Genomic DNA, 19,818 nt, shown 5'->3' with positions numbered 1-19,818 from the left:
CTACGTCATTGAGTGGTCATCGTGTCCCGACTTTTTCCCGTTTTTGTCGTATTTGTCACCAGTTTGTTCCTCGCTGGCGCCGCTCAGGCCGAGGTCAAGGTGCTCACGAGCATCAAGCCATTGCAGTTGATTGCCGCTGCCGTGCAGGACGGTGTGGCGGTTCCGGAGGTGTTGCTGCCGCCGGGTGCATCGCCCCATAACTTCGCCTTGCGCCCATCCGACGTACGGCGTGTGCAGTCGGTCGATCTGCTGTATTGGATCGGGCCGGACATGGAGGGCTTCCTGCCTCGCGTGCTCAAGGGGCGTACCGCACCGACCGTAGCGGTTCAAGACCTGCCCGGGCTGAAATTGCGTCGGTTCGCCGAAGATAGCCATTCCCACGCCGACGATGCCGACGAACATGACCATGATCACCGCCCGGGGAGCCTGGATGCGCACCTGTGGCTGTCCACGGTGAACGCTCGGGTGATCGCAGCGCGTATGGCCGCTGACCTCAGCGCAGCCGACCCCGTGAACGCCGCGCGTTATCAGAGTAATGCCAAGGCTTTCGACGAGCGCCTTGATGCACTGGATGCGCGCCTGAAAAAACGCCTGGCGAGCATCGGTGACAAACCTTACTTCGTGTTCCACGAAGCCTTTGATTACTTCGAAGACGCCTACGGACTCAAGCACACCGGCGTGTTCAGCGTTGCTGCCGAAGTGCAGCCTGGCGCCCAGCATGTGGCGGCGATGCGTACGCGTTTGCAGGAAGTGGGCAAGACCTGTGTGTTCAGTGAGCCGCCGTTGCGTCCGCGTTTGGCCGAAACCCTGGTGGCAGGTTTGCCGGTGAAGCTGGCGGAATTGGATGCGCTGGGCGGCTACACCCCGGCCACGGCCCAGGGTTATGAGCAGGTGCTGGAGAAATTGGGGAATGACTTGGCAGGTTGCCTGGAGTCGTTATAAGCCGCAGCGCAGATCAAATGTGGGAGGGGGCTTGCTCCCACATTTTGACCGGGTTGGTCCTTAGAGCGCGAATGGCAGGTGGACGCTGACCTGCTGACGCTGCGTCAACCGATGCTCGAACTCGGCGGGATCGTGGATCAACACATCCTGCCCGGCAAACGATTCAGCGGCGATCAGGCGCGACAGCCAGAACCGCACGCACGCCACCCGCAGCATGGTCGGCCATAGCTCGGCCTCCTTGGCCGTGAACGGCCGCAGGCCCGCGTAGGCACCCAGCAGCGCACGGGCGCGCGGGCCATCAATCACGCCATCGGCGTCCGAACACCAGTCATTCAGGGCGATCGCCACGTCGTACAGCATCGGGCCCGAGCAGGCATTGTAGAAGTCGATCAGACCCGTCAGGTGCGTGCCCTCGAACATCGCGTTGTCACGGAACAGGTCGGCGTGCACGTTGGCGCGTGGCAGGGCGAGGATCTCGGCCTTATGGGCCTCGATTTCAGTCAATGCTGCTTGCAGCAGGCTTTGCTGCGCATCGTCCAGGTGCGAAATCAGCTGCGCACCTTCGCTGAGCATCCAATCCAGCCCGCGATCGGTCTTGCGCTCCAGCACCTTCTCGCCCTGCGTCGCCAAGTGCAGATGGCCGAGCAGGTCGCCGACCTGGGCGCAATGCTGTGGGTTGGCCTCCTTGATGTGCTTGCCGGCCAGGCGCGGTTGCAGCAGTGCCGGTTTGCCGGCCAATTCGCGCAGGGCCACGCCATCGGTGGTGCGCAGAGCGTAGGGCACCGGCAGGTCGGCGTCGTGGAGCACGTCGAGCAGTTCGATGAAGAACGGCATTTCCTGCACGGGGCCGCGCTCAACCAGGGTCAGGACGTACTCGCCCTGTTCCAGGCTGATAAAGAAATTGGTGTTTTCGCTACCAGCGGCAATCCCCTGGAAGTCAAGCAGGCGGCCGAGCCCGTAGGGGGCGAGAAAGGTTTCCAGCTCGGGCCGAGCCAGGGGGGTGAACACAGACATGGTTAAAACTGCCAGTACGGGCGCCGCGGTGCGCGGCGCCAATTGAAGTTAAGAAATCATTTCCATTCGAAGATCTTCCATGACGGGATCAGCATATCCGGCTGGTCAGAGCGGATGAAGTTCGCGTCGGTTCCGTCCGCGCGTACCAGGAAATACGGCGGTGCGCCTTTTACGGTCACCTTGATTGCATACAGGAAACCGTTTTGACGGTACTCCTGGATGGTCCGGTCGCCTTCCGTGCGAATGGTCACTTCCGGATCACCCGAAGGCGCGCCGTCTGCCGCCATGGCAGCCATCGGAGCGAGTGCAATCAGGCCGGTCAACAGCAGGCGATTGAATGTACGCATGATAACCTTGTCCCTTTGTTTTCATTGGTCCGGCTATTCTAGCGCCTGACCCGCCGAAAAGGTTGATCCTGCTCATGAGCCAAGCCCCCCTCGTCCTGGTGGACGGTTCGTCTTACCTGTACCGCGCGTTCCACGCGCTGCCACCGCTGACCACCTCCAAAGGCCTGCCGACCGGTGCGGTCAAGGGCGTGTTGAACATGCTCAAAAGCCTGCGCAAGCAGTACCCGGACAGCCCGTTCGCGGTAGTGTTCGACGCCAAGGGTGGGACGTTTCGCGATGACATGTACGCCGAATACAAGGCCAACCGCCCAAGCATGCCCGATGACATGCGCGTGCAAATCGAGCCCCTGCACCAGAGCGTGATCGCCCTGGGCTTCCCTTTGCTGTGCGTCGAAGGCGTCGAGGCCGATGACGTGATCGGCACCCTGGCCCGCAGCAGTGCCGCCGCTGACCGTCCGGTGGTGATCTCCACCGGCGATAAGGACATGGCGCAGTTGGTCGACGGGCACATTACCCTGGTCAACACCATGACCGGTAGCTCGATGGACATCGAGGGCGTAAAGGAGAAATTTGGCGTCGCTCCGGAGCAGATCATCGACTATCTGGCGTTGATGGGCGATTCGTCCGATAACATCCCGGGCGTTCCGGGCATTGGTCCGAAGACCGCTTCCGGCTTGCTGGTGGGGGTGAACGGCGGCCTCAAAGAACTTTATGAGCAGTTGGATATTGTGCCGAGCCTGCCGATCCGAGGTGCCAAGACGCTGCCGGCGAAGCTGGAAGAGCATAAGGAGATGGCATTCCTCTCCTATCAGTTGGCGACGATCAAGATCGATGTGCCGCTGGACGTGGGTCTGGACGATTTGCACCTGATTGAACCGGATCGCGAAAAGTTGCTGGAGCTTTACACCCTGCTGGAGTTCAAGAGCTGGTTCGATGAGATTCAGCGCGATGCCAAGCGAGTGGAGCTCAAGGCCGCGCCTGTTGCCGAAGAGGTTATTGAAGCTACTCCTGCGGCACCCGCAGAAACGACCTACACCACGATCCTCGACCAAGCCACATTCGATGTCTGGCTGAAGAAACTCAACGACGCGACGTTGTTCGCTTTCGACACCGAAACCACCGGGATCGACGCTCAACAGGCGCAACTGGTGGGGGTTTCCTTCGCCGTGCAGCCCCATGAAGCCGCCTACATCCCGCTGACCCATTCCTACATCGGTGCGCCGCAGCAGCTGGATCGCGACACCGTGCTGCTGGCCTTGAAGCCATTATTGGAAGACCCGAGCAAGCTCAAGGTCGGCCAGCACGCCAAGTTCGACATGAATATCCTGGCCAACTGTGCCATTGGCGGCGACCCGGCGAATGGCATCAGCGTGCGCGGTATCGCGTTCGACACCATGCTTGAATCCTACGTGTTGAATTCCACTGCGACCCGCCATGACATGGACAGCCTGGCCAAGAAGTACCTGGACTACGACACCGTCAGTTTCCAGGACATCGCCGGCAAAGGCGCCAAGCAGCTCACCTTCGACCAGATCCCGCTCGAACAGGCTGGCCCTTATGCTGCCGAAGATGCCGACGTGACGCTGCGCCTGCATCAGGCACTGTACGCACAGCTCACCGCCATACCGAGCCTGGCAAGTGTGTTGACGGACATCGAAATCCCCCTGGTACCGGTGCTGGCGCGTATCGAACGCCAGGGCGCGCTGGTGGATGCGCAGCTGCTCGGTGTCCAGAGCATCGAGCTGGGCAACAAGATGGTCGAACTGGAGCGCCAGGCGTTCGAGATCGCCGGCGAAGCATTCAACCTGGGTTCGCCCAAGCAGCTCGGCGCGATTCTCTACGAGAAACTCGGCCTGCCGGTGCTGAAAAAGACGGGCAAGGGCCAGGCATCCACGGCAGAGGAAGTGCTGGCCAAGCTGGCCGAAGATGACTATCCGCTGCCCAAGGTACTGATGCAGTACCGCAGCATGAGCAAGCTGAAAAGCACTTACACCGACCGCTTGCCGGAGCAGATCAACCCGCGGACCGGGCGTGTTCACACCTCTTACCATCAGGCGGTGGCGGCGACCGGGCGGCTGTCTTCCAGCGACCCGAACCTGCAGAACATCCCGGTGCGCACCGCCGAAGGGCGACGCATCCGCCAGGCATTTGTCGCGCCCAAGGGCTACAAACTGCTGGCAGCGGACTATTCGCAGATCGAACTGCGGATCATGGCGCACCTGTCCAAGGACGAGGGGCTGATGAATGCGTTCCGTAACGACCTGGATGTGCATACCGCCACGGCGGCCGAGGTGTTCAAGGTCGAATTGGCTGAGGTCACCTCCAATCAGCGTCGCAGTGCCAAGGCGATCAACTTTGGCCTGATCTACGGCATGGGGGCACAGAAGCTCGGCAAGGACATCGGTGTCGATACCAAGACCGCCAAGGCTTACATCGATGTGTACTTCGCCCGCTACCCAGGCGTTCGCGAGTACATGGAGCGCACCCGCGCCCAGGCTGCCGATCAAGGCTACGTGGAAACCTTCTTCGGACGTCGGCTGTATTTGCCGGATATCAACTCCAACAAGCCCCAGGAGCGCGCGGCCGCAGAACGCACGGCGATCAACGCGCCGATGCAGGGCACGGCGGCGGATATCATCAAGAAAGCCATGGTGCTGGTGGATAGCTGGCTGACCGCGTCGGGCCTGGATGCCAAGGTGATCCTGCAGGTACACGATGAATTGGTGCTGGAGGTGCGTGAGGATCTGGTGGCCGAGGTCAGCGAGAAGATTCGCGAGCACATGAGTGCGGCGGCGCAGTTGGATGTGCCGTTGGTGGTGGACGTTGGCGTAGGCGACAACTGGGACGAAGCGCACTGATTTCGCGGCATCGCCACCACCGAGCGTGGTGGCGGAATGCTTTAGATCGGAAATCCGCTGCAGTTATTTCCAATAGTTTTTTGAACCTGCCGGAACTTAACCTGTGAACTGCTACTCAGAGTTACTGAATGGGTGGTGAAGCCCTTCAATGCTCCTATGTTGTGTTAAGTGTTGGCAGATATCCGGACCCCGCCCTAGCGGTCCGGTACTTGAACCCCGAACTTCCCCTCCCCATACGAAGTCCGGGGTTTTTTTTGCCCGCAGAAAAGTTACTCGGCGAGTTCCGCGCCTTTGTCAGCCAACTCCATCCAGCCGGCCAGCACGGTATAGGCATCTTCCAGGCCCATGCGCTTGGGGGCCGAGAACAGCTGGATTGTGATTGTGTCACCCCAACCCTTGCGGATTTCGGACTGCACTTTGAGCAGGGTGTTCTTGGCGGCGCCGTAGGTGAGCTTGTCGGCCTTGGTCAGCAGGATATGCATCGGCATGCCGCTGGCGACCGCCCAATCCAGCATCAGCAGGTCGAAGTCGGTCATTGGATGACGGATATCCATCATCAGGATCAACCCCTTCAAACTCTCCCTGCCACCCAGGTAAGCCTCCAAGTGACGCTGCCAGTGCAGCTTCAGCGGGATAGGTACTTTTGCATAACCGTAGCCCGGCAGGTCGACCAGACGCCGATCATCGTCTAGCTTGAAGAAGTTGAGTAACTGCGTGCGGCCCGGGGTTTTAGAGGTGCGCGCGAGGCTGGCGTGGGTCAGGGTGTTCAGTGCGCTGGATTTACCGGCGTTGGAGCGACCGGCAAAGGCGACTTCAAAGCCTTCGTCATCGGGGCATTGGTCAACTTTGGCGGCGCTGAGCATGAAGGTGGACTGTTGGCACAGGCCGAGGATGGGGTTCTTGAGTTGCATGAGATTTCCGATGTGGGCGGTGCCGAAAAAGGGTGCGGCAAGCGGTGTCGTTTCCGTTTCAGTAGCGCCAGTATATAATGCCGCAGATTTTGTGTGTGCTTTGTCCCAGCGAAGGATGAAGTTCACGGGAGCGATAGACCTTTATTGCGCATTAGAACGCAAAACGCTCTCAAACCCTGAAAAGGTCGATGTATGACCCGATGGTTGCTCGCTTTCGGTGCCCTGGTTCCGCTGTATGGCGCTCAGGCTACACAGGATCCGGAAGCGGTGTACAACCGAGTTTGCGTGGCTTGCCATGCCGGCCAACTGCCGAACGCCCCGAAACGGGGTGACCAGGCAGCCTGGGCGCCAAGACTGGCGCAGGGCATGGACACGCTGGTGCAACACGTGACCCAGGGTTTCAAGGCAATGCCGCCGCGTGGTTTGTGCATGGACTGCAGTACCGAGGATTACCAGGCCATCATTGAGTTGATGGTGAGTAAACCCGGTAGATAACTCTTAAACCCTTAGCCGTAGTTGGATTAGCTGATGAACAAACTGATCGTGAGTCTGCTGTTGACCTTGGGCATCACCGGTGTTGCCGTCGCCGCAGAGGGCCCCCTTAAAGGTGATGCCACTGCCGGTCAAGCGAAAGCCGCCGTATGTGGTGCCTGCCATGGGCCGGATGGTAACAGCCCGGCACCGAACTTCCCCAAATTGGCCGGCCAGGGTGAGCGTTACCTGACCAAGCAGATGCACGACATCAAGGATGGCAAGCGCACGGTCCTGGAAATGACCGGCCTGCTGACCAACCTCAGTGACCAGGACCTGGCGGATATCGCGGCGTATTTTGCCAGCCAGAAAGGCAGTGTGGGAGCTGCTGATCCGAAACTGGTGGCCCGTGGTGAGAAACTGTTCCGCGGCGGTGACCTGGATAAAGGCCTGCCTGCCTGCACCGGTTGCCACTCGCCCAATGGCGCGGGCATAGCCGCCGCCGGCTTCCCGCACCTGAGCGGCCAGCACGCTACCTACATTGCCAAGCAGTTGACCGATTTCCGTAAGGAAGAGGCCGGGCGAGCCAATGATGGCGACGCGGCAATCATGCGCACCATCGCTCGCAAGCTGAGTGATGAAGACATTGCGGCGGTCTCCAGCTACATCCAGGGCCTGCACTAAGGTGCACGCAACGTTAACGCTCGATTAATCCATCGATGCAAGCATAAAAAGGGTGGCTGAGGCCGCCCTTTTTTGTGGCCGCTGCCGTTACACTAACGAACTCATGCCCGCGTAGACCTGTCACAACAAAGGTCGCGTGAGGCGACTTTATTTGTCCAGGAGTAAAGCATGCGTAATCTGATCCTCAGCGCCGCTCTCGTCACTGCCAGCCTTTTCGGCATGACCGCGCAAGCTGCCGATGTGCCGCTTGAAGCCGGTAAAACCTACGTTGAATTGGCCAACCCAGTGCCGGTTTCGGTACCGGGCAAGATCGAGGTGGTGGAGCTGTTCTGGTACGGCTGCCCGCATTGCTACGCTTTTGAGCCGGTCATCAATCCTTGGGTCGAGAAGCTGCCCAAGGACGTGAACTTCAAGCGCATCCCCGCCATGTTCGGCGGCCCATGGGATGCACACGGCCAACTGTTCCTGACCCTGGAAGCCATGGGGGTGGAGCACAAGGTCCACAACGCGGTATTCGACGCCATCCAGAAACAAGGCAAGCGCCTGACCAAGCCGGACGAAATGGCTGACTTCATTGCTACCCAAGGCGTCGACAAGGACAAGTTCCTGGCCACCTTCAACTCCTTCGCGATCCAGGGCCAGATCAAGCAGGCCAAGGAGCTGGCGCAGAAGTACGGCGTGCAAGGCGTACCAACCATGATTGTCAACGGCAAGTACCGTTTCGACCTGGGCACTACCGGTGGTCCTGAAGCGACCCTCAACGTTGCCGACCAGTTGATCGCCAAAGAACGCGCAGCCAAGTAAGGGGCTCCTCATGCGCCGCTGGGGTACTGAACGTGTGGTTGGCCTGCGTGAACCGCAGGTCAACGAACATCACCTGGAGTCCACAGGTTTGCCGGCAGACAACCGCCTGCGCCTGCTCAGCTTCAATATCCAGGTGGGCAACAGCACCGAGAAGTACCGGCACTACCTCACCCGGGGCTGGCAGCATTTGCTGCCCCACAACGGCCGGGCCGGTAACCTGCAGAAGATCGGCGACCTGTTGAATGATTTCGACCTGGTCGCCCTGCAGGAAGCCGACGGCGGCAGCATGCGTTCCGGCTATATCAATCAGGTCGAACACCTGGCGCACCTCGGGGCCTTCCCGTACTGGTACCAGCAGCTCAATCGCAACCTCGGACGCCTGGCGCAGCACAGTAATGGTGTGCTCAGTCGTTTGAAGCCCACCTCCATCGAAGATCACCCATTGCCGGGCCCCAAGGGGCGCGGGGCGATTCTCGTGCGTTTTGGCGAAGGGCCTGAGGCCTTGGTGGTGGTGATGATGCACCTGGCGCTCGGGGGGCGTACGCGCAACCTGCAGTTAGCCTACGTGCGCGACCTGATTGGCAACTACAAGCATCAGGTGTTGATGGGTGACATGAACACCCATGCGAACGACCTCCTGCTGAATTCCCCGTTGCGTGACCTCGGGTTACTGGCGCCGCAAGTCGAAGCCACGTTCCCCAGCTGGCGCCCGCAACGCTGTCTTGACCATATCCTGCTCAGCCCGACCCTCACACTCGAGAGTGTGCAGGTATTGGCGCAGCCCATCTCCGATCACCTGCCAGTCGCGGTAGAGATTCGTCTGCCGGGTTCGCTCACGGCTGATGCATTGCCCGCGTTGAGCCCCGGCCCTCGCGGACCCCTTGCATGAGCGACGACGCCCAGCGCTGGAAAGAAAAATACCTGTTAAGCATCGAGCAACAAGAAAAGCTCGAACGCCGTTGGGCTGCCCGCCTCGACCTGCTGCGTCGTGGGCTGGTGCGCAGCACACTGGCGGCAGAAGGCACCGACCGCGCGGTTGACCAGTGCATGAAGGAAATGCGCGACGTCGTGCGTACCGACGACATGGACGCCGCCCTCGCCGCCTTGCTGCCGCGCCTGGAGAAGGCGGTACTGGATTCGGAGCAGCGCCGCGAAACCCGGATCGACCAGATGAGCACCGCACTGACCTCCCTGGTCACGCAGTTGCAAAAGCTGCCGCTGCCCCGTGAGGTCGCCCGTCCGCTGAAAACCTTTGCCAAGCAGTTGGATGGCCGCGTCAGTCAGGCGCGCGAGATTCCCTTATTGCTCAGCGAGTTGAGCAGCCTGCAAGGGCAGGCGCTGGATAACCTGGAGCCGGACGGTGAAACCGTGCGTCCCGGGCCGGGTTTGTTGCAACGCCTGTTTGGGGCCAAGGACGCTTCGAGCGAGGCGCCGGCCAGCGAGCCCATCCCCAGTCCGCCGCCGGCCCCTGTTGCCCCCAAGCCCGCCGCCGAGCCCCAGGAGCCCGAGCAGTCCGACGAGTTGACGCAAGCGTTGCGGGCCTTTGCGCCGCCGCCTCAGGCGCCGCTTGCCGCGCAGCCCGAAGCCGCAGCGCCCGCCAAGGCCGCCGATGTCGCCAGTGAAAAGTTTGTGTACGAGGCGCCTGCCCAAAGGGCCGCAGTAGCTGCGGCTGTCGACGTATCTCCAGCACCTGTCGAGCCCTGGGAGCCTGAGCCGCAGTTGCAAGAGCCCGCCACCGAAAGCGCGCTCGCCGCCTTTATCGAAACGCCACAGGTTGCTGTCGAGGCGCCGCCGGAGACGGTGATCGGCAGCCTATCGTTCCCTCCGGTTCTTGACGTCGAAGAACCGGACCCCGACGAACTTCAATCGGATGGCCTCTACTCCTTGCCGGATTCACCGGAGCCATCGTACAGCTCCGTGGCCAAGCACATCGAAGACACCCTGATCGGCCTGCTGGAGGAGCTGGCCCTGCCCGAGCGCCATCGGCCCCAGGCCGAAGCCATGCGTGAACGCTTGGCCCACGGCTTGAATTGGTACGAATTGCTGCCGATCCTCGATGACCTGGCGGTGCTGATGCTGGCGATCACCGACAGCGGTCAGCACGAGTTTGAGGCTTACCTCAAACAGCTCAACGAACGCCTTGAAGCCTTCCAGGGCCATCTGCAGGTGGCCAGCGACGGCCATGCCGACAGCCGCTCCGCTGCCAGGGAGTTGGACACGCAGATTCGCGAACAGGTCGACGGCCTGCAAAGCAGTGTCCAGGAAGCCGCGGACCTGGACAGCCTCAAGCAGGTGCTCGAAAGCCATCTGGAGGGTTTGCTCGGGACCATGGACGAGCACCAGCAACAACGTGACCAGCGCGAGCAGGAAGTGGCGGCGCGCCTGAAAGGCCTGGCCGAGCGGGTCGCCAATATGGAGCAGGAAGCCCAGGGTTACCGTGAGCACCTGGAGGTGCAACGCCAGAAGGCCCTGGTCGATCCGCTCACCGGTTTGCCTAACCGTGCGGCCTGGAGCGAGCGTCTGGACCATGAGGTCAATGCCTGGCACCAGCGTGGCAATAGCCTGTCGCTGGCGATGTTGGACCTGGATCACTTCAAGCGCATCAACGATGGCTATGGCCATCTGGCGGGTGACAAGGTGCTGAAAATCATCGCCAACGTCCTGCGCAAGCGCCTGCGCCCCAATGACTTTATAGCGCGGTTTGGCGGTGAGGAGTTTGTGTTGCTGATGCCTGACTCGTCCCTCTCGGACGCCCTGGCAGTGGGGGAAGTACTGCGTGCCGCGATTGCCGCCTGCCCATTCCACTTCAAGGGCGAGCCGGTGACGATTACCGTGTCCATGGGCGTGGCGCAACTGCAGCTGGGTGAGCGCAGTGAGCTGGCGCTCAAGCGAGCCGACGAGGCGTTGTATCGGGCCAAGGCGGCTGGGCGTAATCAGGTGCAGGCCGCGTAAAAGGCGTTCCATCGTGTAATTTGACCGCTGGCCACAAACGGTACGTTACACTGTTGCATTATCGTCTTCAGCGTACTGTCTTCCGCCATGAAATCCTTGTACTTCGCCTGTGTATTTCTTCTGCTCGCCGGCTGCGCCAGTGGTCCGCGCCTGGACACCCGCCACCCTTCGGCGAACCACGACAATCGCGTGCAGTTCGTGGTCGTGCACTACACCTCCACTAACCTTGAGCGTTCCCTCGCCCTGCTGACCCACGGCCAGGTCAGCGCTCATTACCTGATCGGTGACGACGCCGGTGCCACCATCTACAAGCTGGTGGATGAGAGCCAACGTGCCTGGCATGCGGGAGAAAGCGAGTGGATGGGGCGTACCTGGCTCAACTCCAGCTCCATCGGCATCGAGATCGTAAACCCTGGCTACAAGGACACCCCCACAGGCCGCTTGTGGTACCCGTACTCGGAGGCCCAGGTGAAATCGCTGGTGGTGCTGCTCAAGGACATCAGCAAGCGCAATGGCATCGACCCCAGGAACATCATCGGCCATAGCGATATCGCGCCGCTGCGAAAGCTCGATCCGGGGCCGCTGTTCCCCTGGAAGCGCCTGGCCGATGAAGGCCTGAGTGTGTGGCCGGATGCCCAGGCCGTCGCCCGTTTCCAGGTGCAGTATGCCGCTGAATTGCCGAGCATTACCTGGTTCCAGGAAGAATTGGCGCTCCTCGGTTACCCGACACCCCAGACGGGTGAGTTGGATGTCGCCACGCGCCATGTGATCGCGGCGTTCCAGATGCGCTTCCGGCCATCCCGGTTCGATGGCGTGCCGGATGCCGAAAGTGCTGCCATCCTGCGTGCCCTGAACCGGCGCTAAGCTGGCGCCTACAAGGGCAGCGCCATATAGAACTGGGTGCCCTGCCCCGGCCGCGAATACACCCCCATGCGGCCGCCGTGCAATTGCACGATCTCCTTGCACAGCGCCAGCCCCAGGCCGGCGCCGCCCTTCTTGCGCCCAACCTGGACAAAGGGTTCGAAGATGCGCCCTTGCTGGCCATAAGCGATACCTTCGCCGTTGTCTTCGACGCTGATAATCACCCGCTCGCCATGACGTCGCGCCTGCAGGCGAATTTGCCCACCGTCGGCGGTATGACGCAGGGCATTGCCCAACAGGTTGTCGAGCACCCGTTCCAATTGCGCCTGGTCGGCATACAGCCGTGGCAGGTCGGATTGCACTTCTACCAGCAGTTCGATGTGTTGCGCATTGGCGGGCTCCGCAAAGCGCGCGCGGGCGTGTTCGAGCAGATCGGTCACGTCGCAGGGGCCCAAGGTGAGTTTCTGCAGGCCATTCTGGTAGCGCGAGAAATTGAGCAGGTCGTTGATCAACTGCATCAGGCGCTGCATTTCTTCGTTGACCGTATCCAGCAGGTCCGCTTCACGGGATTCCGGCGGGAACTTCGCGCGTTCACGGAACAGGCCGAACGCCATGTGCATGCCGGTCACCGGCGTGCGCAGTTCATGGGAGGCGCGCAAGACGAATTCGCTGCGCACCCGTTCGAAGGCGCGCTGTTCGGTGACGTCATGCAGCACCATCACCGCGCCAAGGATATGTCCCTGGGTATGGCTGACAGGGGTGAGGCTGTAGGTCAGCAGGCGCAGTTCGCCCTCGACTTCGACTTCCAGGTCCTCCGGCGCGCGCTCCAGAGTGCCGCCGCGCAACACCAGTTGCAGTTGTTCATCCAGCTCCGGGCGCACCAGGGCTTCGCCAAGGCCTTGGCCGAGGCGTTCCTCGTCCCAGCCCAATTGGCGTTGTGCAACCGGATTGAGATGCTCCAGGCGGCCTTGGCGGTCAATCATCAGCAGGCCGTCGTCGATGCTGTCGAGCACGGCTTGCAGGCGCTGCTGGCCGGCCAGCAACTCGTCAACATTAGTCGCCTGATGCTGGCGCACCGCCTCGGCCATAAGGCCGAAGCGACGGGTCAACAGGTTCATTTCCGCTGCCGAAGAGAGCGGCAGCGTCACTTCAAAATCGCCCTGGCCGATCTTGTCCGCTGCTTTTGCCAGCGCTTCGATCGGGCCGCCAAATCGCCGGGCGATGCCATGGGCCGTGACAAATCCGATGATCAGCACGGCAAGGCCCACCAACCCCAGCAAACCGGCGATCAGCAAGGCGCGTGCGCGGGATTTGTGTTCGCTGGTGCTGATGTTTTCCAAGGCCTGCTTATGTTCGGCAATCAGCCCGTTGCGCAGCACATTGAAGGTTTCGGTGAGTTTTTCCTTGCTGCCCGGTGGTGGCGACGCCTGCTGGGATTGCTCGAAGGCGTCCAGCAGGTCCTGGTATTGGGCTCGCGCCTGGCTGAAGCCGTGGCTATGGCCGTCGCGTTGCTCATGGGCGATGCCTTGGTCCAGCAGGTCGAAGTAATGCTGCTTGGAGCTTTGCAATGCCTGCGGATCGGGGCGATGTTCCAGCATCATGATCAATTGGTCGCCCAGGCTTTGGCGCAGCTTGAGCCCCAGGTCCAGCGTGACGAAGTTGCTGCGAATCAGGGACTCCTGGGTCTTGGCCATTTGCATGACGCTGACCAGACCCAGGATCAGACCCAGCAGGGCGACGGTGATCAGCGCTGAGATACTCAGGAACAATCGAGTGCGCAGTTTCATCGCTAGCTTCATAGGGTGCAGCTCACAGGTTGTACTGTTTGCGTTTGCGGTACAGGGTCGACGCGTCGATGCCGAGGGTGCGGGCGGCCTGGTCCAGGGTATCGCTGGTGGCCAGTACGGCGCCGATATGGGCTTTCTCCAGCTCGTCCAGGCTCAACGCCGCGCCAATGCGCGGGGCGTTATTGGTCGGTTGTTCGGCCATGCCGAGGTGGATGATTTCGACCTTTTCCTGTGGGCAGATGATGCTGGCGCGTTCCACCACATTGCGCAGTTCGCGGATATTGCCTGGCCAGCGATAGTTGAGCAGTGCTTCGCGCGCCTGATCACTGAAGCCCCGCGCCGGGCGGGCGTATTCCTTGACGAAGCGCGCCAGGAAGCGGTCTGCCAGGGTGAGGATGTCTTCACTGCGCTCGCGCAGCGGTGGCAGGTGCAAGGTGATGACGTTGAGGCGATACAGCAAGTCTTCCCGGAAGCGACCGTCGCGCACCATGTCTTCCAGGTTCAGGTTGGTGGCGGCCAGGATACGCACATCGGCGCGACGGGTGACCGGGTCGCCCACGCGCTCATACTCCTTGTCCTGGATAAATCGCAGCAACTTGGGTTGCAGAGTGAGGGGAAAGTCGCCGATCTCGTCGAGAAACAGCGTACCGCCGTCCGCCTGGTTGACTCGGCCCAACGTGCTCTCACTGGCGCCGGTAAAGGCGCCACGGCTATGGCCGAACAGCTCGCTTTCCATCAGTTCTGCCGTCAGCGACGGACAGTTGATGGTCACGCAGGATTTCTTCGCGCGCTTGCTCCAGCCGTGAATGGCCCGGGCCAGTTCGCCTTTACCCGTGCCGGACTCGCCGAGGATCAGGATGTTGGCATCGGTACCCGCCACCTGGCGTGCGGTTTCAAGCACAACCATCATTGACGGACTGTGGGAGTCGAGGCCGTCTTTCTGCTGGCGTACGGCGCCTTCCAATACTTCCAGGCGCGCGGAAAGTTGGCGTACTTCCAGCTGTTTGGCGGTGGCCAGGCGAAGTTGGTCGGGGCTGCAAGGCTTGACCAGGTAGTCGGCGGCACCGGCCTGGATTGCGTCCACGGCGGTATCCACGGCGGAATGGGCGGTCACGATCACCACGCGCATCCACGGCGCCTGGATACGCATCTGGGCCAATACCACCAGGCCATCGTCTTCACCCAGGCGCAGGTCCAGGAAGCACAGGTCGAACACCTGGCGTTGCATCAGGGCATCGGCCTGGGCGGCGCTGTTGGCGGTCGCGACGGTGTAGCCTTCATCTTCCAGGCAATAACGGAAGGTGCGGAGGATCGCGGACTCGTCATCCACTAAAAGAATGCGGCCTTGAAGTTCCTTGGCTGATTCCATCTGTCCCGCGCTCCTTAACTATATAAATGATGGTGTTTAGTCCCGGAATAATCGGGCAAGTTGCATGGTTTATTCTGATCGATAAAAGGCGATGTCGTGCAGCTATCTGCGCGGCTTCCTGCGAAGTCCCGCCTTACAGCGTTTTCATGCTGTCTGCCCCTTCGGCACCACCCTCCGTGCTTTCTATCCCTTCATCCGACCACTGACCATCGTGCATTTCGCACGGCGTAGTAGAGGGCATCGTGCAGGATGCTGGGCGATTGACCTAGTGCATATATTTAACTTATTGATTTTATTGGTTTTTATTTTATAAAAAAGCTGGCATGCGCTCTGCAATAGCTATCCCAACGAATAATCAGAATGTGGGAGAAATGCAGCATGACTCGCCAAAGCCTCAGCCAACTGCGTGTATCGCCACTGCGCTTGCAACAAGGGCTGTTTGCCAGCCTGGCCCTGATGGTCACGCTGATTGCAGGCCAGCAGTTGCAGCAATGGCAGCAGAGTCAGCAGCACGCCCCATCGTTCGACCGTCCGGTAACGACCCAGACCCATTTCAGTTCCATTGGCACCCGTAGCGCCGATGTAACCGCCCCGCAATTGCGTGTGGCCGACCAGGATTCCACCCTGGGCGAGCTGCCGACTCAAGAGCGCTGGGTGTTTTAAGCAAGAACGTCGGTCGCTTGATGTCGAGCGCCCGTCCGGCACTACCGCTGTTACCTCTTAAAAGAAGCGTAAGGAGAATCACCATGTTGAGTTGGGCAATCACATTTCTGATCATCGCCATTGTGGCTGCAGTCCTGGGCTTCGGTGGTATCGCGGGCACCGCCACGGGTATCGCCAAGATTCTCTTTGTCGTCTTCCTGGTGATGTTCATTGCTTCGTTCTTCTTTGGTCGTCGCGGCCGAGGCTGAATATGACCACTTTGTCCCTCAAAGCCATTGCTGCCGCCCTGCTCTTGGGCGGCAGCGGCCTGGCGATGGCCGCCAATGACGGCCAATCCCGAGCCAACGAATTGCTCAGTGCGGACCCGCAATACCGCGAGACCTGGCAAGGCGTGGTGAAGAAAGAAGAGCGCCTGCCGGAATGGGTGATGAACCTGTCGGGCACGGCCGAGCAAATGAATGCCGTGGAAGAAGATGGCGACAAGTACCTGGTGGGGCCGCTCTGCGAAACTGCGGATACATGCCTCCAAAAGCGCCTGATCGTCGCCTTCAGCCTCGACAAGGAAGATGCCTACGCCATGTTGGTGGAAGTCCCGGCCGGTTTGCCGGCGGACAAGTCCCCGACGCGGCACGCCGATTACCGGTTTATCGGTAAGCCGGACGAAGGCATGCAAAAGCTCCTCATGGAGCAGCTGAAGAAAGATCCGAATTGGTACTAGGTTGCGTCTGACGCGTCTGTCGTCTGCGCAATCAGCGTCCATGGAAAGAAGCCCCGCGCTTCTTTCTGTCTGCATTGCCCGCCAAGGGTGATGCATGACCAGGGGGCCGGGTTGCTCTGATCAATCGGGATCGGCGTGACCTACGGGCACAGGGAGTGCCTGCGCAAGGGCCGGGTCAGGCGAAAAGCTGCGACGCAGGTTCACAAGCCCACGGCTTGCTGAACTTGCGGCGGGCTTGTGACTCTTATTCCCGCCTCCTATGCTGCCCATAGCCGCAAATCCTGATTTTGCTTTCGACCAACCATTTCTGGGTGTGTCGGGGCGACCATCTATCGAGAAAGTTTTGCGCGCGCCATAGGACGTTTCCGACGCTCGACGGCAGAGTTCCCGGGCATTTCTGCCAACCTCTCCAAGACCTGCAAAATCTCTGCGCGAGCCTGAATTGGCCGGTTCACGGCATATTCACCGGACAAAATGTCACATTTGAACTGACCGTTCGGACAGTTATTATGAAAAAAAGTCATGCCGATTTGGCATGGGGTAGGCGTTTACGGCATTAGACGTCGTCCCCTTGCATGGGAATAGTTGCGCCTTTTTTCGCCTGCCAGTAAGCCATTTCGGCCATGCTGCGGTGACCTTCCATGGAGGCAGATGCACACACTTTTTCGCTCTCGAGCGTTGCAGCTGGCGCATTTGCCTTAAGTTCACTTGAAGTAAGGGTAATGACATGAAGAAGGCAAAGCTAAGCCTCGCCTGGCAGATCCTCATCGGTTTGGTATTGGGGATCGCAATCGGCGCAGTGCTCAACCATTTCAGTGCTGAGAAGGCCTGGTGGATCAGCAATGTGTTGCAGCCAGCGGGCGATATCTTTATCCGCCTGATCAAGATGATCGTGATCCCGATTGTGATTTCCTCGTTGATCGTCGGCATTGCCGGTGTCGGTGACGCGAAAAAGCTCGGGCGCATCGGCGTCAAAACCATCCTTTACTTCGAAGTGGTCACCACCATCGCCATCGTGGTCGGCCTACTGCTGGCCAACCTGTTCCACCCGGGTGCAGGCATCGACATGAGTACCCTGGGTACCGTCGATATTTCCAAGTACCAGGCGACCGCCGCCGAGGTGCAGCATGAGCATGCGTTCATCCAGACCATCCTCAACCTGATCCCGTCTAACATCTTCGCCGCTGTAGCCCGTGGCGAGATGCTGCCGATCATCTTCTTCTCCGTGCTGTTCGGCCTGGGCCTGTCGAGCCTCAAGCCGGATCTGCGCGAGCCGCTGGTGACCATGTTCCAGGGCGTGTCCGAGAGCATGTTCAAAGTCACCCACATGATCATGAAGTACGCCCCCATCGGCGTATTCGCGCTGATCGCGGTGACGGTGGCGAACTTCGGCTTCGCTTCGTTGCTGCCATTGGCCAAGCTGGTGATCCTGGTTTACGTCGCCATCCTGTTCTTCGCCTTTGCGGTGCTGGGCCTGATCGCCCGCCTGTTTGGCTTCTCAATCCTGAAAGTGATGCGCATCTTCAAGGACGAGTTGGTGCTGGCCTACTCCACCGCCAGTTCCGAAACTGTGCTGCCGCGCGTGATCGAGAAGATGGAAGCCTACGGCGCGCCGAAGGCCATCTGCAGCTTCGTGGTGCCGACCGGCTACTCGTTCAATCTCGACGGTTCGACCCTGTACCAGAGCATCGCGGCGATCTTTATCGCCCAGCTGTATGGCATCGACTTGTCGATCGGGCAGCAACTGATGCTGGTATTGACCCTGATGGTCACCTCCAAAGGCATCGCCGGTGTGCCGGGCGTGTCCTTCGTAGTGCTGCTGGCCACCCTGGGCAGCGTGGGCATCCCATTGGAAGGCCTGGCGTTCATCGCCGGTGTCGACCGCATCATGGACATGGCCCGCACCGCCCTGAACGTGATCGGCAACGCCCTGGCCGTGCTGGTCATCTCCCGTTGGGAAGGCATGTACGACGACGCCAAGGGCGAGCGCTACTGGAACTCCCTGCCGCATTGGCGCACCAAGGAAGCGCTGCCGGCCGGCGAGATCACTCGCGGCTGATCGTACGATTGCGCTGACACAAACCTCGGATAATTCCGGGGTTTGTCGTTTCTGCCAGCCCCGCTATCATTCGCCCCATCTTTCGGGGGATTCAACTGATGCTCAATGGCCTGTGGCTTGGCTTCTTTGTCGTGGCAATGGTGTCAGCACTGGCGCAATGGCTGGTGGGCGGTAACGCCGGGATTTTCGCGGCGATGGTCGAAAGCATTTTCGCCATGGCCAAATTGTCGGTGGAAGTGATGGTGCTGTTGTTCGGCACCCTGACGTTATGGCTGGGCTTCTTGCGGATCGCCGAAAAAGCCGGGATTGTCGAATGGCTGGCCAAGGCCCTGGGCCCGCTGTTCCTGCGCCTGATGCCGGAAGTGCCGGCCGGTCACCCGGCCATTGGCCTGATCACCCTCAACTTTGCCGCCAACGGCTTGGGCCTGGATAACGCAGCAACACCTATCGGCCTGAAGGCCATGAAGGCGCTGCAAGAGCTCAATCCCATCCCTAACACGGCGACTAACGCGCAGATCCTGTTCCTGGTGCTCAATGCATCCTCCCTGACCCTGTTGCCGGTGACGATCTTCATGTATCGCGCCCAGCAAGGTGCGCCCGATCCGACCCTGGTATTCCTGCCGATCCTGCTGGCCACCAGCGCATCCACATTGGTGGGCCTGCTGTCGGTGGCGGTGATGCAGCGCCTGCGGCTGTGGGACCCGGTGGTGCTGGCCTACCTGGTTCCAGGCGCATTGGTACTGGGTGGGTTCATGGCCCTGCTGGCGACCCTCTCGGCCACCGCATTGGCGGGATTGTCGTCAATCCTCGGCAACCTCACGTTGTTCGGCCTGATCATGCTGTTCCTGCTGATCGGCGCGCTGCGCAAGGTGAAGGTCTACGAAGCATTTGTCGAAGGCGCCAAAGAAGGTTTCGACGTTGCCAAGAACCTGTTGCCGTACCTGGTGGCGATGCTCTGTGCGGTGGGCGTGTTGCGTGCCTCCGGCGCGCTGGACCTGGGCCTCGAAGGCATTCGCCATGTGGTGGCCTGGACGGGCATGGACACGCGCTTTGTCGACGCCTTGCCGACGGCGATGGTCAAGCCCTTCTCCGGCAGCGCGGCCCGGGCGATGTTGATCGAGACCATGCAGACCCAGGGGGTGGACAGCTTCCCGGCGTTGGTGGCGGCGACGATTCAGGGCAGTACGGAGACCACCTTTTATGTGTTGGCGGTGTACTTCGGTTCGGTCGGCATCCAGCGGGCGCGGCATGCCGTAGGGTGCGCGTTGCTGGCTGAGTTTGCTGGTGTGGTCGCAGCGATCGCGGTGTGCTACTGGTTCTTTGGCTGAAGCTTAAATAGCTATCGGGAGCAAGCCCCCTCCCATATTTGAATGTGTTC

Annotated in this window: 18 protein-coding genes; 13 read left to right on the top strand and 5 right to left on the bottom strand. The window is 60.6% G+C overall.

Features of this window, described 5'->3' with window-relative positions:
• Positions 1 to 12 precede the first annotated feature (12 nt).
• Positions 13 to 942 carry a zinc ABC transporter substrate-binding protein gene (locus B9N88_RS31715; RefSeq protein ID WP_043293815.1) on the top strand — a complete coding sequence of 310 codons (930 nt, stop codon included), beginning with the start codon at positions 13 to 15 and terminating at the stop codon, positions 940 to 942.
• 60 nt (positions 943 to 1,002) lie between these two features.
• Here B9N88_RS31715 and B9N88_RS31710 read toward each other — a convergent pair whose 3' ends face one another.
• A complete protein-coding gene (locus tag B9N88_RS31710; protein WP_027608033.1) occupies positions 1,003 to 1,956 on the bottom strand; it encodes a homoserine kinase in 954 nt (317 codons plus the stop codon).
• Positions 1,957 to 2,012: 56 nt separating this feature from the next.
• Positions 2,013 to 2,303 (bottom strand): DUF2782 domain-containing protein, encoded by a 291-nt coding sequence (locus B9N88_RS31705; RefSeq protein ID WP_027608032.1) that lies wholly within the window; start codon positions 2,301 to 2,303, stop codon positions 2,013 to 2,015.
• 74 nt (positions 2,304 to 2,377) lie between these two features.
• On the opposite strand from B9N88_RS31705, the gene polA reads away from it, so the two are divergent.
• Positions 2,378 to 5,161: a DNA polymerase I gene (gene polA, locus B9N88_RS31700; protein ID WP_027608031.1), complete on the top strand. Its 2,784-nt coding sequence runs from the start codon at positions 2,378 to 2,380 to the stop codon at positions 5,159 to 5,161.
• 269 nt (positions 5,162 to 5,430) lie between these two features.
• Here polA and yihA read toward each other — a convergent pair whose 3' ends face one another.
• Positions 5,431 to 6,072 carry a ribosome biogenesis GTP-binding protein YihA/YsxC gene (gene yihA / locus B9N88_RS31695; RefSeq protein ID WP_027608030.1) on the bottom strand — a complete coding sequence of 214 codons (642 nt, stop codon included), beginning with the start codon at positions 6,070 to 6,072 and terminating at the stop codon, positions 5,431 to 5,433.
• Between the two features lie 192 nt (positions 6,073 to 6,264).
• On the opposite strand from yihA, the gene B9N88_RS31690 reads away from it, so the two are divergent.
• From B9N88_RS31690 to B9N88_RS31665, 6 genes are all read left to right on the top strand, one after another.
• Positions 6,265 to 6,567: a c-type cytochrome gene (locus B9N88_RS31690; RefSeq protein WP_027608029.1), complete on the top strand. Its 303-nt coding sequence runs from the start codon at positions 6,265 to 6,267 to the stop codon at positions 6,565 to 6,567.
• A 33-nt stretch (positions 6,568 to 6,600) separates the two neighbouring features.
• Positions 6,601 to 7,227: a c-type cytochrome gene (locus B9N88_RS31685; protein WP_027608028.1), complete on the top strand. Its 627-nt coding sequence runs from the start codon at positions 6,601 to 6,603 to the stop codon at positions 7,225 to 7,227.
• A gap of 168 nt (positions 7,228 to 7,395) precedes the next feature.
• A complete protein-coding gene (dsbA, locus tag B9N88_RS31680) occupies positions 7,396 to 8,031 on the top strand; it encodes a thiol:disulfide interchange protein DsbA (RefSeq protein ID WP_027608027.1) in 636 nt (211 codons plus the stop codon).
• A 10-nt stretch (positions 8,032 to 8,041) separates the two neighbouring features.
• Positions 8,042 to 8,920, top strand: coding sequence for an endonuclease/exonuclease/phosphatase family protein (locus tag B9N88_RS31675; protein ID WP_027608026.1), 879 nt, complete (start codon positions 8,042 to 8,044; stop codon positions 8,918 to 8,920).
• The gene (locus B9N88_RS31670; RefSeq protein ID WP_027608025.1) at positions 8,917 to 10,983 is read left to right on the top strand and encodes a GGDEF domain-containing protein; all 2,067 of its coding nucleotides are present in this window, start codon (positions 8,917 to 8,919) and stop codon (positions 10,981 to 10,983) included. The genes B9N88_RS31675 and B9N88_RS31670 overlap by 4 nt, the downstream gene beginning before the upstream one ends.
• 87 nt (positions 10,984 to 11,070) lie before the next feature.
• Positions 11,071 to 11,847: an N-acetylmuramoyl-L-alanine amidase gene (locus B9N88_RS31665; protein ID WP_027608024.1), complete on the top strand. Its 777-nt coding sequence runs from the start codon at positions 11,071 to 11,073 to the stop codon at positions 11,845 to 11,847.
• 8 nt (positions 11,848 to 11,855) lie between these two features.
• On the opposite strand, the gene B9N88_RS31660 is transcribed toward B9N88_RS31665, so the two are convergent.
• Together B9N88_RS31660 and algB are read right to left on the bottom strand one after the other, a co-directional pair.
• On the bottom strand, positions 11,856 to 13,643 hold the full coding sequence (locus tag B9N88_RS31660) for a KinB sensor domain-containing domain (protein ID WP_027608023.1): 1,788 nt from the start codon (positions 13,641 to 13,643) through the stop codon (positions 11,856 to 11,858).
• A gap of 10 nt (positions 13,644 to 13,653) precedes the next feature.
• Positions 13,654 to 15,000 carry a sigma-54-dependent response regulator transcription factor AlgB gene (gene algB, locus B9N88_RS31655; RefSeq protein ID WP_027608022.1) on the bottom strand — a complete coding sequence of 449 codons (1,347 nt, stop codon included), beginning with the start codon at positions 14,998 to 15,000 and terminating at the stop codon, positions 13,654 to 13,656.
• Positions 15,001 to 15,378: 378 nt separating this feature from the next.
• Between algB and B9N88_RS31650 the strand changes: the two genes are divergently transcribed.
• From B9N88_RS31650 to B9N88_RS31630, 5 genes are all read left to right on the top strand, one after another.
• Complete coding sequence (locus tag B9N88_RS31650) at positions 15,379 to 15,663, top strand: hypothetical protein (RefSeq protein ID WP_027608021.1); 285 nt, start codon at positions 15,379 to 15,381, stop codon at positions 15,661 to 15,663.
• Between the two features lie 83 nt (positions 15,664 to 15,746).
• The gene (locus B9N88_RS31645; protein WP_003170804.1) at positions 15,747 to 15,911 is read left to right on the top strand and encodes a DUF1328 domain-containing protein; all 165 of its coding nucleotides are present in this window, start codon (positions 15,747 to 15,749) and stop codon (positions 15,909 to 15,911) included.
• Positions 15,912 to 15,913: 2 nt separating this feature from the next.
• The gene (locus B9N88_RS31640) at positions 15,914 to 16,381 is read left to right on the top strand and encodes an inhibitor of vertebrate lysozyme family protein (protein ID WP_027608020.1); all 468 of its coding nucleotides are present in this window, start codon (positions 15,914 to 15,916) and stop codon (positions 16,379 to 16,381) included.
• A gap of 727 nt (positions 16,382 to 17,108) precedes the next feature.
• On the top strand, positions 17,109 to 18,440 hold the full coding sequence (gene gltP / locus B9N88_RS31635; RefSeq protein WP_027608019.1) for a glutamate/aspartate:proton symporter GltP: 1,332 nt from the start codon (positions 17,109 to 17,111) through the stop codon (positions 18,438 to 18,440).
• Positions 18,441 to 18,538: 98 nt separating this feature from the next.
• Entirely contained in the window at positions 18,539 to 19,768 is a 1,230-nt protein-coding gene (locus B9N88_RS31630; protein ID WP_027608018.1) for a nucleoside recognition domain-containing protein, read from the top strand.
• Positions 19,769 to 19,818: the final 50 nt, after the last annotated feature.

Origin of the sequence: Pseudomonas sp. LAMO17WK12:I1, assembly GCF_900177315.1 — a bacterium.
In the GTDB taxonomy this organism is placed as follows: domain Bacteria; phylum Pseudomonadota; class Gammaproteobacteria; order Pseudomonadales; family Pseudomonadaceae; genus Aquipseudomonas; species Aquipseudomonas marginalis.
This window is presented reverse-complemented; position numbering and strand designations above follow the sequence as displayed.

What these genes read in the sequence shown, in the direction of transcription:
- B9N88_RS31710 (WP_027608033.1), bottom strand. Translation starts at nt 1,956, where the DNA reads ATGTCTGTGTTCACCCCCCTGGCTCGGCCCGAGCTGGAAACCTTTCTC.
- B9N88_RS31705 (WP_027608032.1), bottom strand. Translation starts at nt 2,303, where the DNA reads ATGCGTACATTCAATCGCCTGCTGTTGACCGGCCTGATTGCACTCGCT.
- polA (WP_027608031.1), top strand. Translation starts at nt 2,378, where the DNA reads ATGAGCCAAGCCCCCCTCGTCCTGGTGGACGGTTCGTCTTACCTGTAC.
- yihA (WP_027608030.1), bottom strand. Translation starts at nt 6,072, where the DNA reads ATGCAACTCAAGAACCCCATCCTCGGCCTGTGCCAACAGTCCACCTTC.
- B9N88_RS31690 (WP_027608029.1), top strand. Translation starts at nt 6,265, where the DNA reads ATGACCCGATGGTTGCTCGCTTTCGGTGCCCTGGTTCCGCTGTATGGC.
- B9N88_RS31685 (WP_027608028.1), top strand. Translation starts at nt 6,601, where the DNA reads ATGAACAAACTGATCGTGAGTCTGCTGTTGACCTTGGGCATCACCGGT.
- dsbA (WP_027608027.1), top strand. Translation starts at nt 7,396, where the DNA reads ATGCGTAATCTGATCCTCAGCGCCGCTCTCGTCACTGCCAGCCTTTTC.
- B9N88_RS31675 (WP_027608026.1), top strand. Translation starts at nt 8,042, where the DNA reads ATGCGCCGCTGGGGTACTGAACGTGTGGTTGGCCTGCGTGAACCGCAG.
- B9N88_RS31670 (WP_027608025.1), top strand. Translation starts at nt 8,917, where the DNA reads ATGAGCGACGACGCCCAGCGCTGGAAAGAAAAATACCTGTTAAGCATC.
- B9N88_RS31665 (WP_027608024.1), top strand. Translation starts at nt 11,071, where the DNA reads ATGAAATCCTTGTACTTCGCCTGTGTATTTCTTCTGCTCGCCGGCTGC.
- B9N88_RS31660 (WP_027608023.1), bottom strand. Translation starts at nt 13,643, where the DNA reads ATGAAGCTAGCGATGAAACTGCGCACTCGATTGTTCCTGAGTATCTCA.
- algB (WP_027608022.1), bottom strand. Translation starts at nt 15,000, where the DNA reads ATGGAATCAGCCAAGGAACTTCAAGGCCGCATTCTTTTAGTGGATGAC.
- B9N88_RS31650 (WP_027608021.1), top strand. Translation starts at nt 15,379, where the DNA reads ATGACTCGCCAAAGCCTCAGCCAACTGCGTGTATCGCCACTGCGCTTG.
- B9N88_RS31645 (WP_003170804.1), top strand. Translation starts at nt 15,747, where the DNA reads ATGTTGAGTTGGGCAATCACATTTCTGATCATCGCCATTGTGGCTGCA.
- B9N88_RS31640 (WP_027608020.1), top strand. Translation starts at nt 15,914, where the DNA reads ATGACCACTTTGTCCCTCAAAGCCATTGCTGCCGCCCTGCTCTTGGGC.
- gltP (WP_027608019.1), top strand. Translation starts at nt 17,109, where the DNA reads ATGAAGAAGGCAAAGCTAAGCCTCGCCTGGCAGATCCTCATCGGTTTG.
- B9N88_RS31630 (WP_027608018.1), top strand. Translation starts at nt 18,539, where the DNA reads ATGCTCAATGGCCTGTGGCTTGGCTTCTTTGTCGTGGCAATGGTGTCA.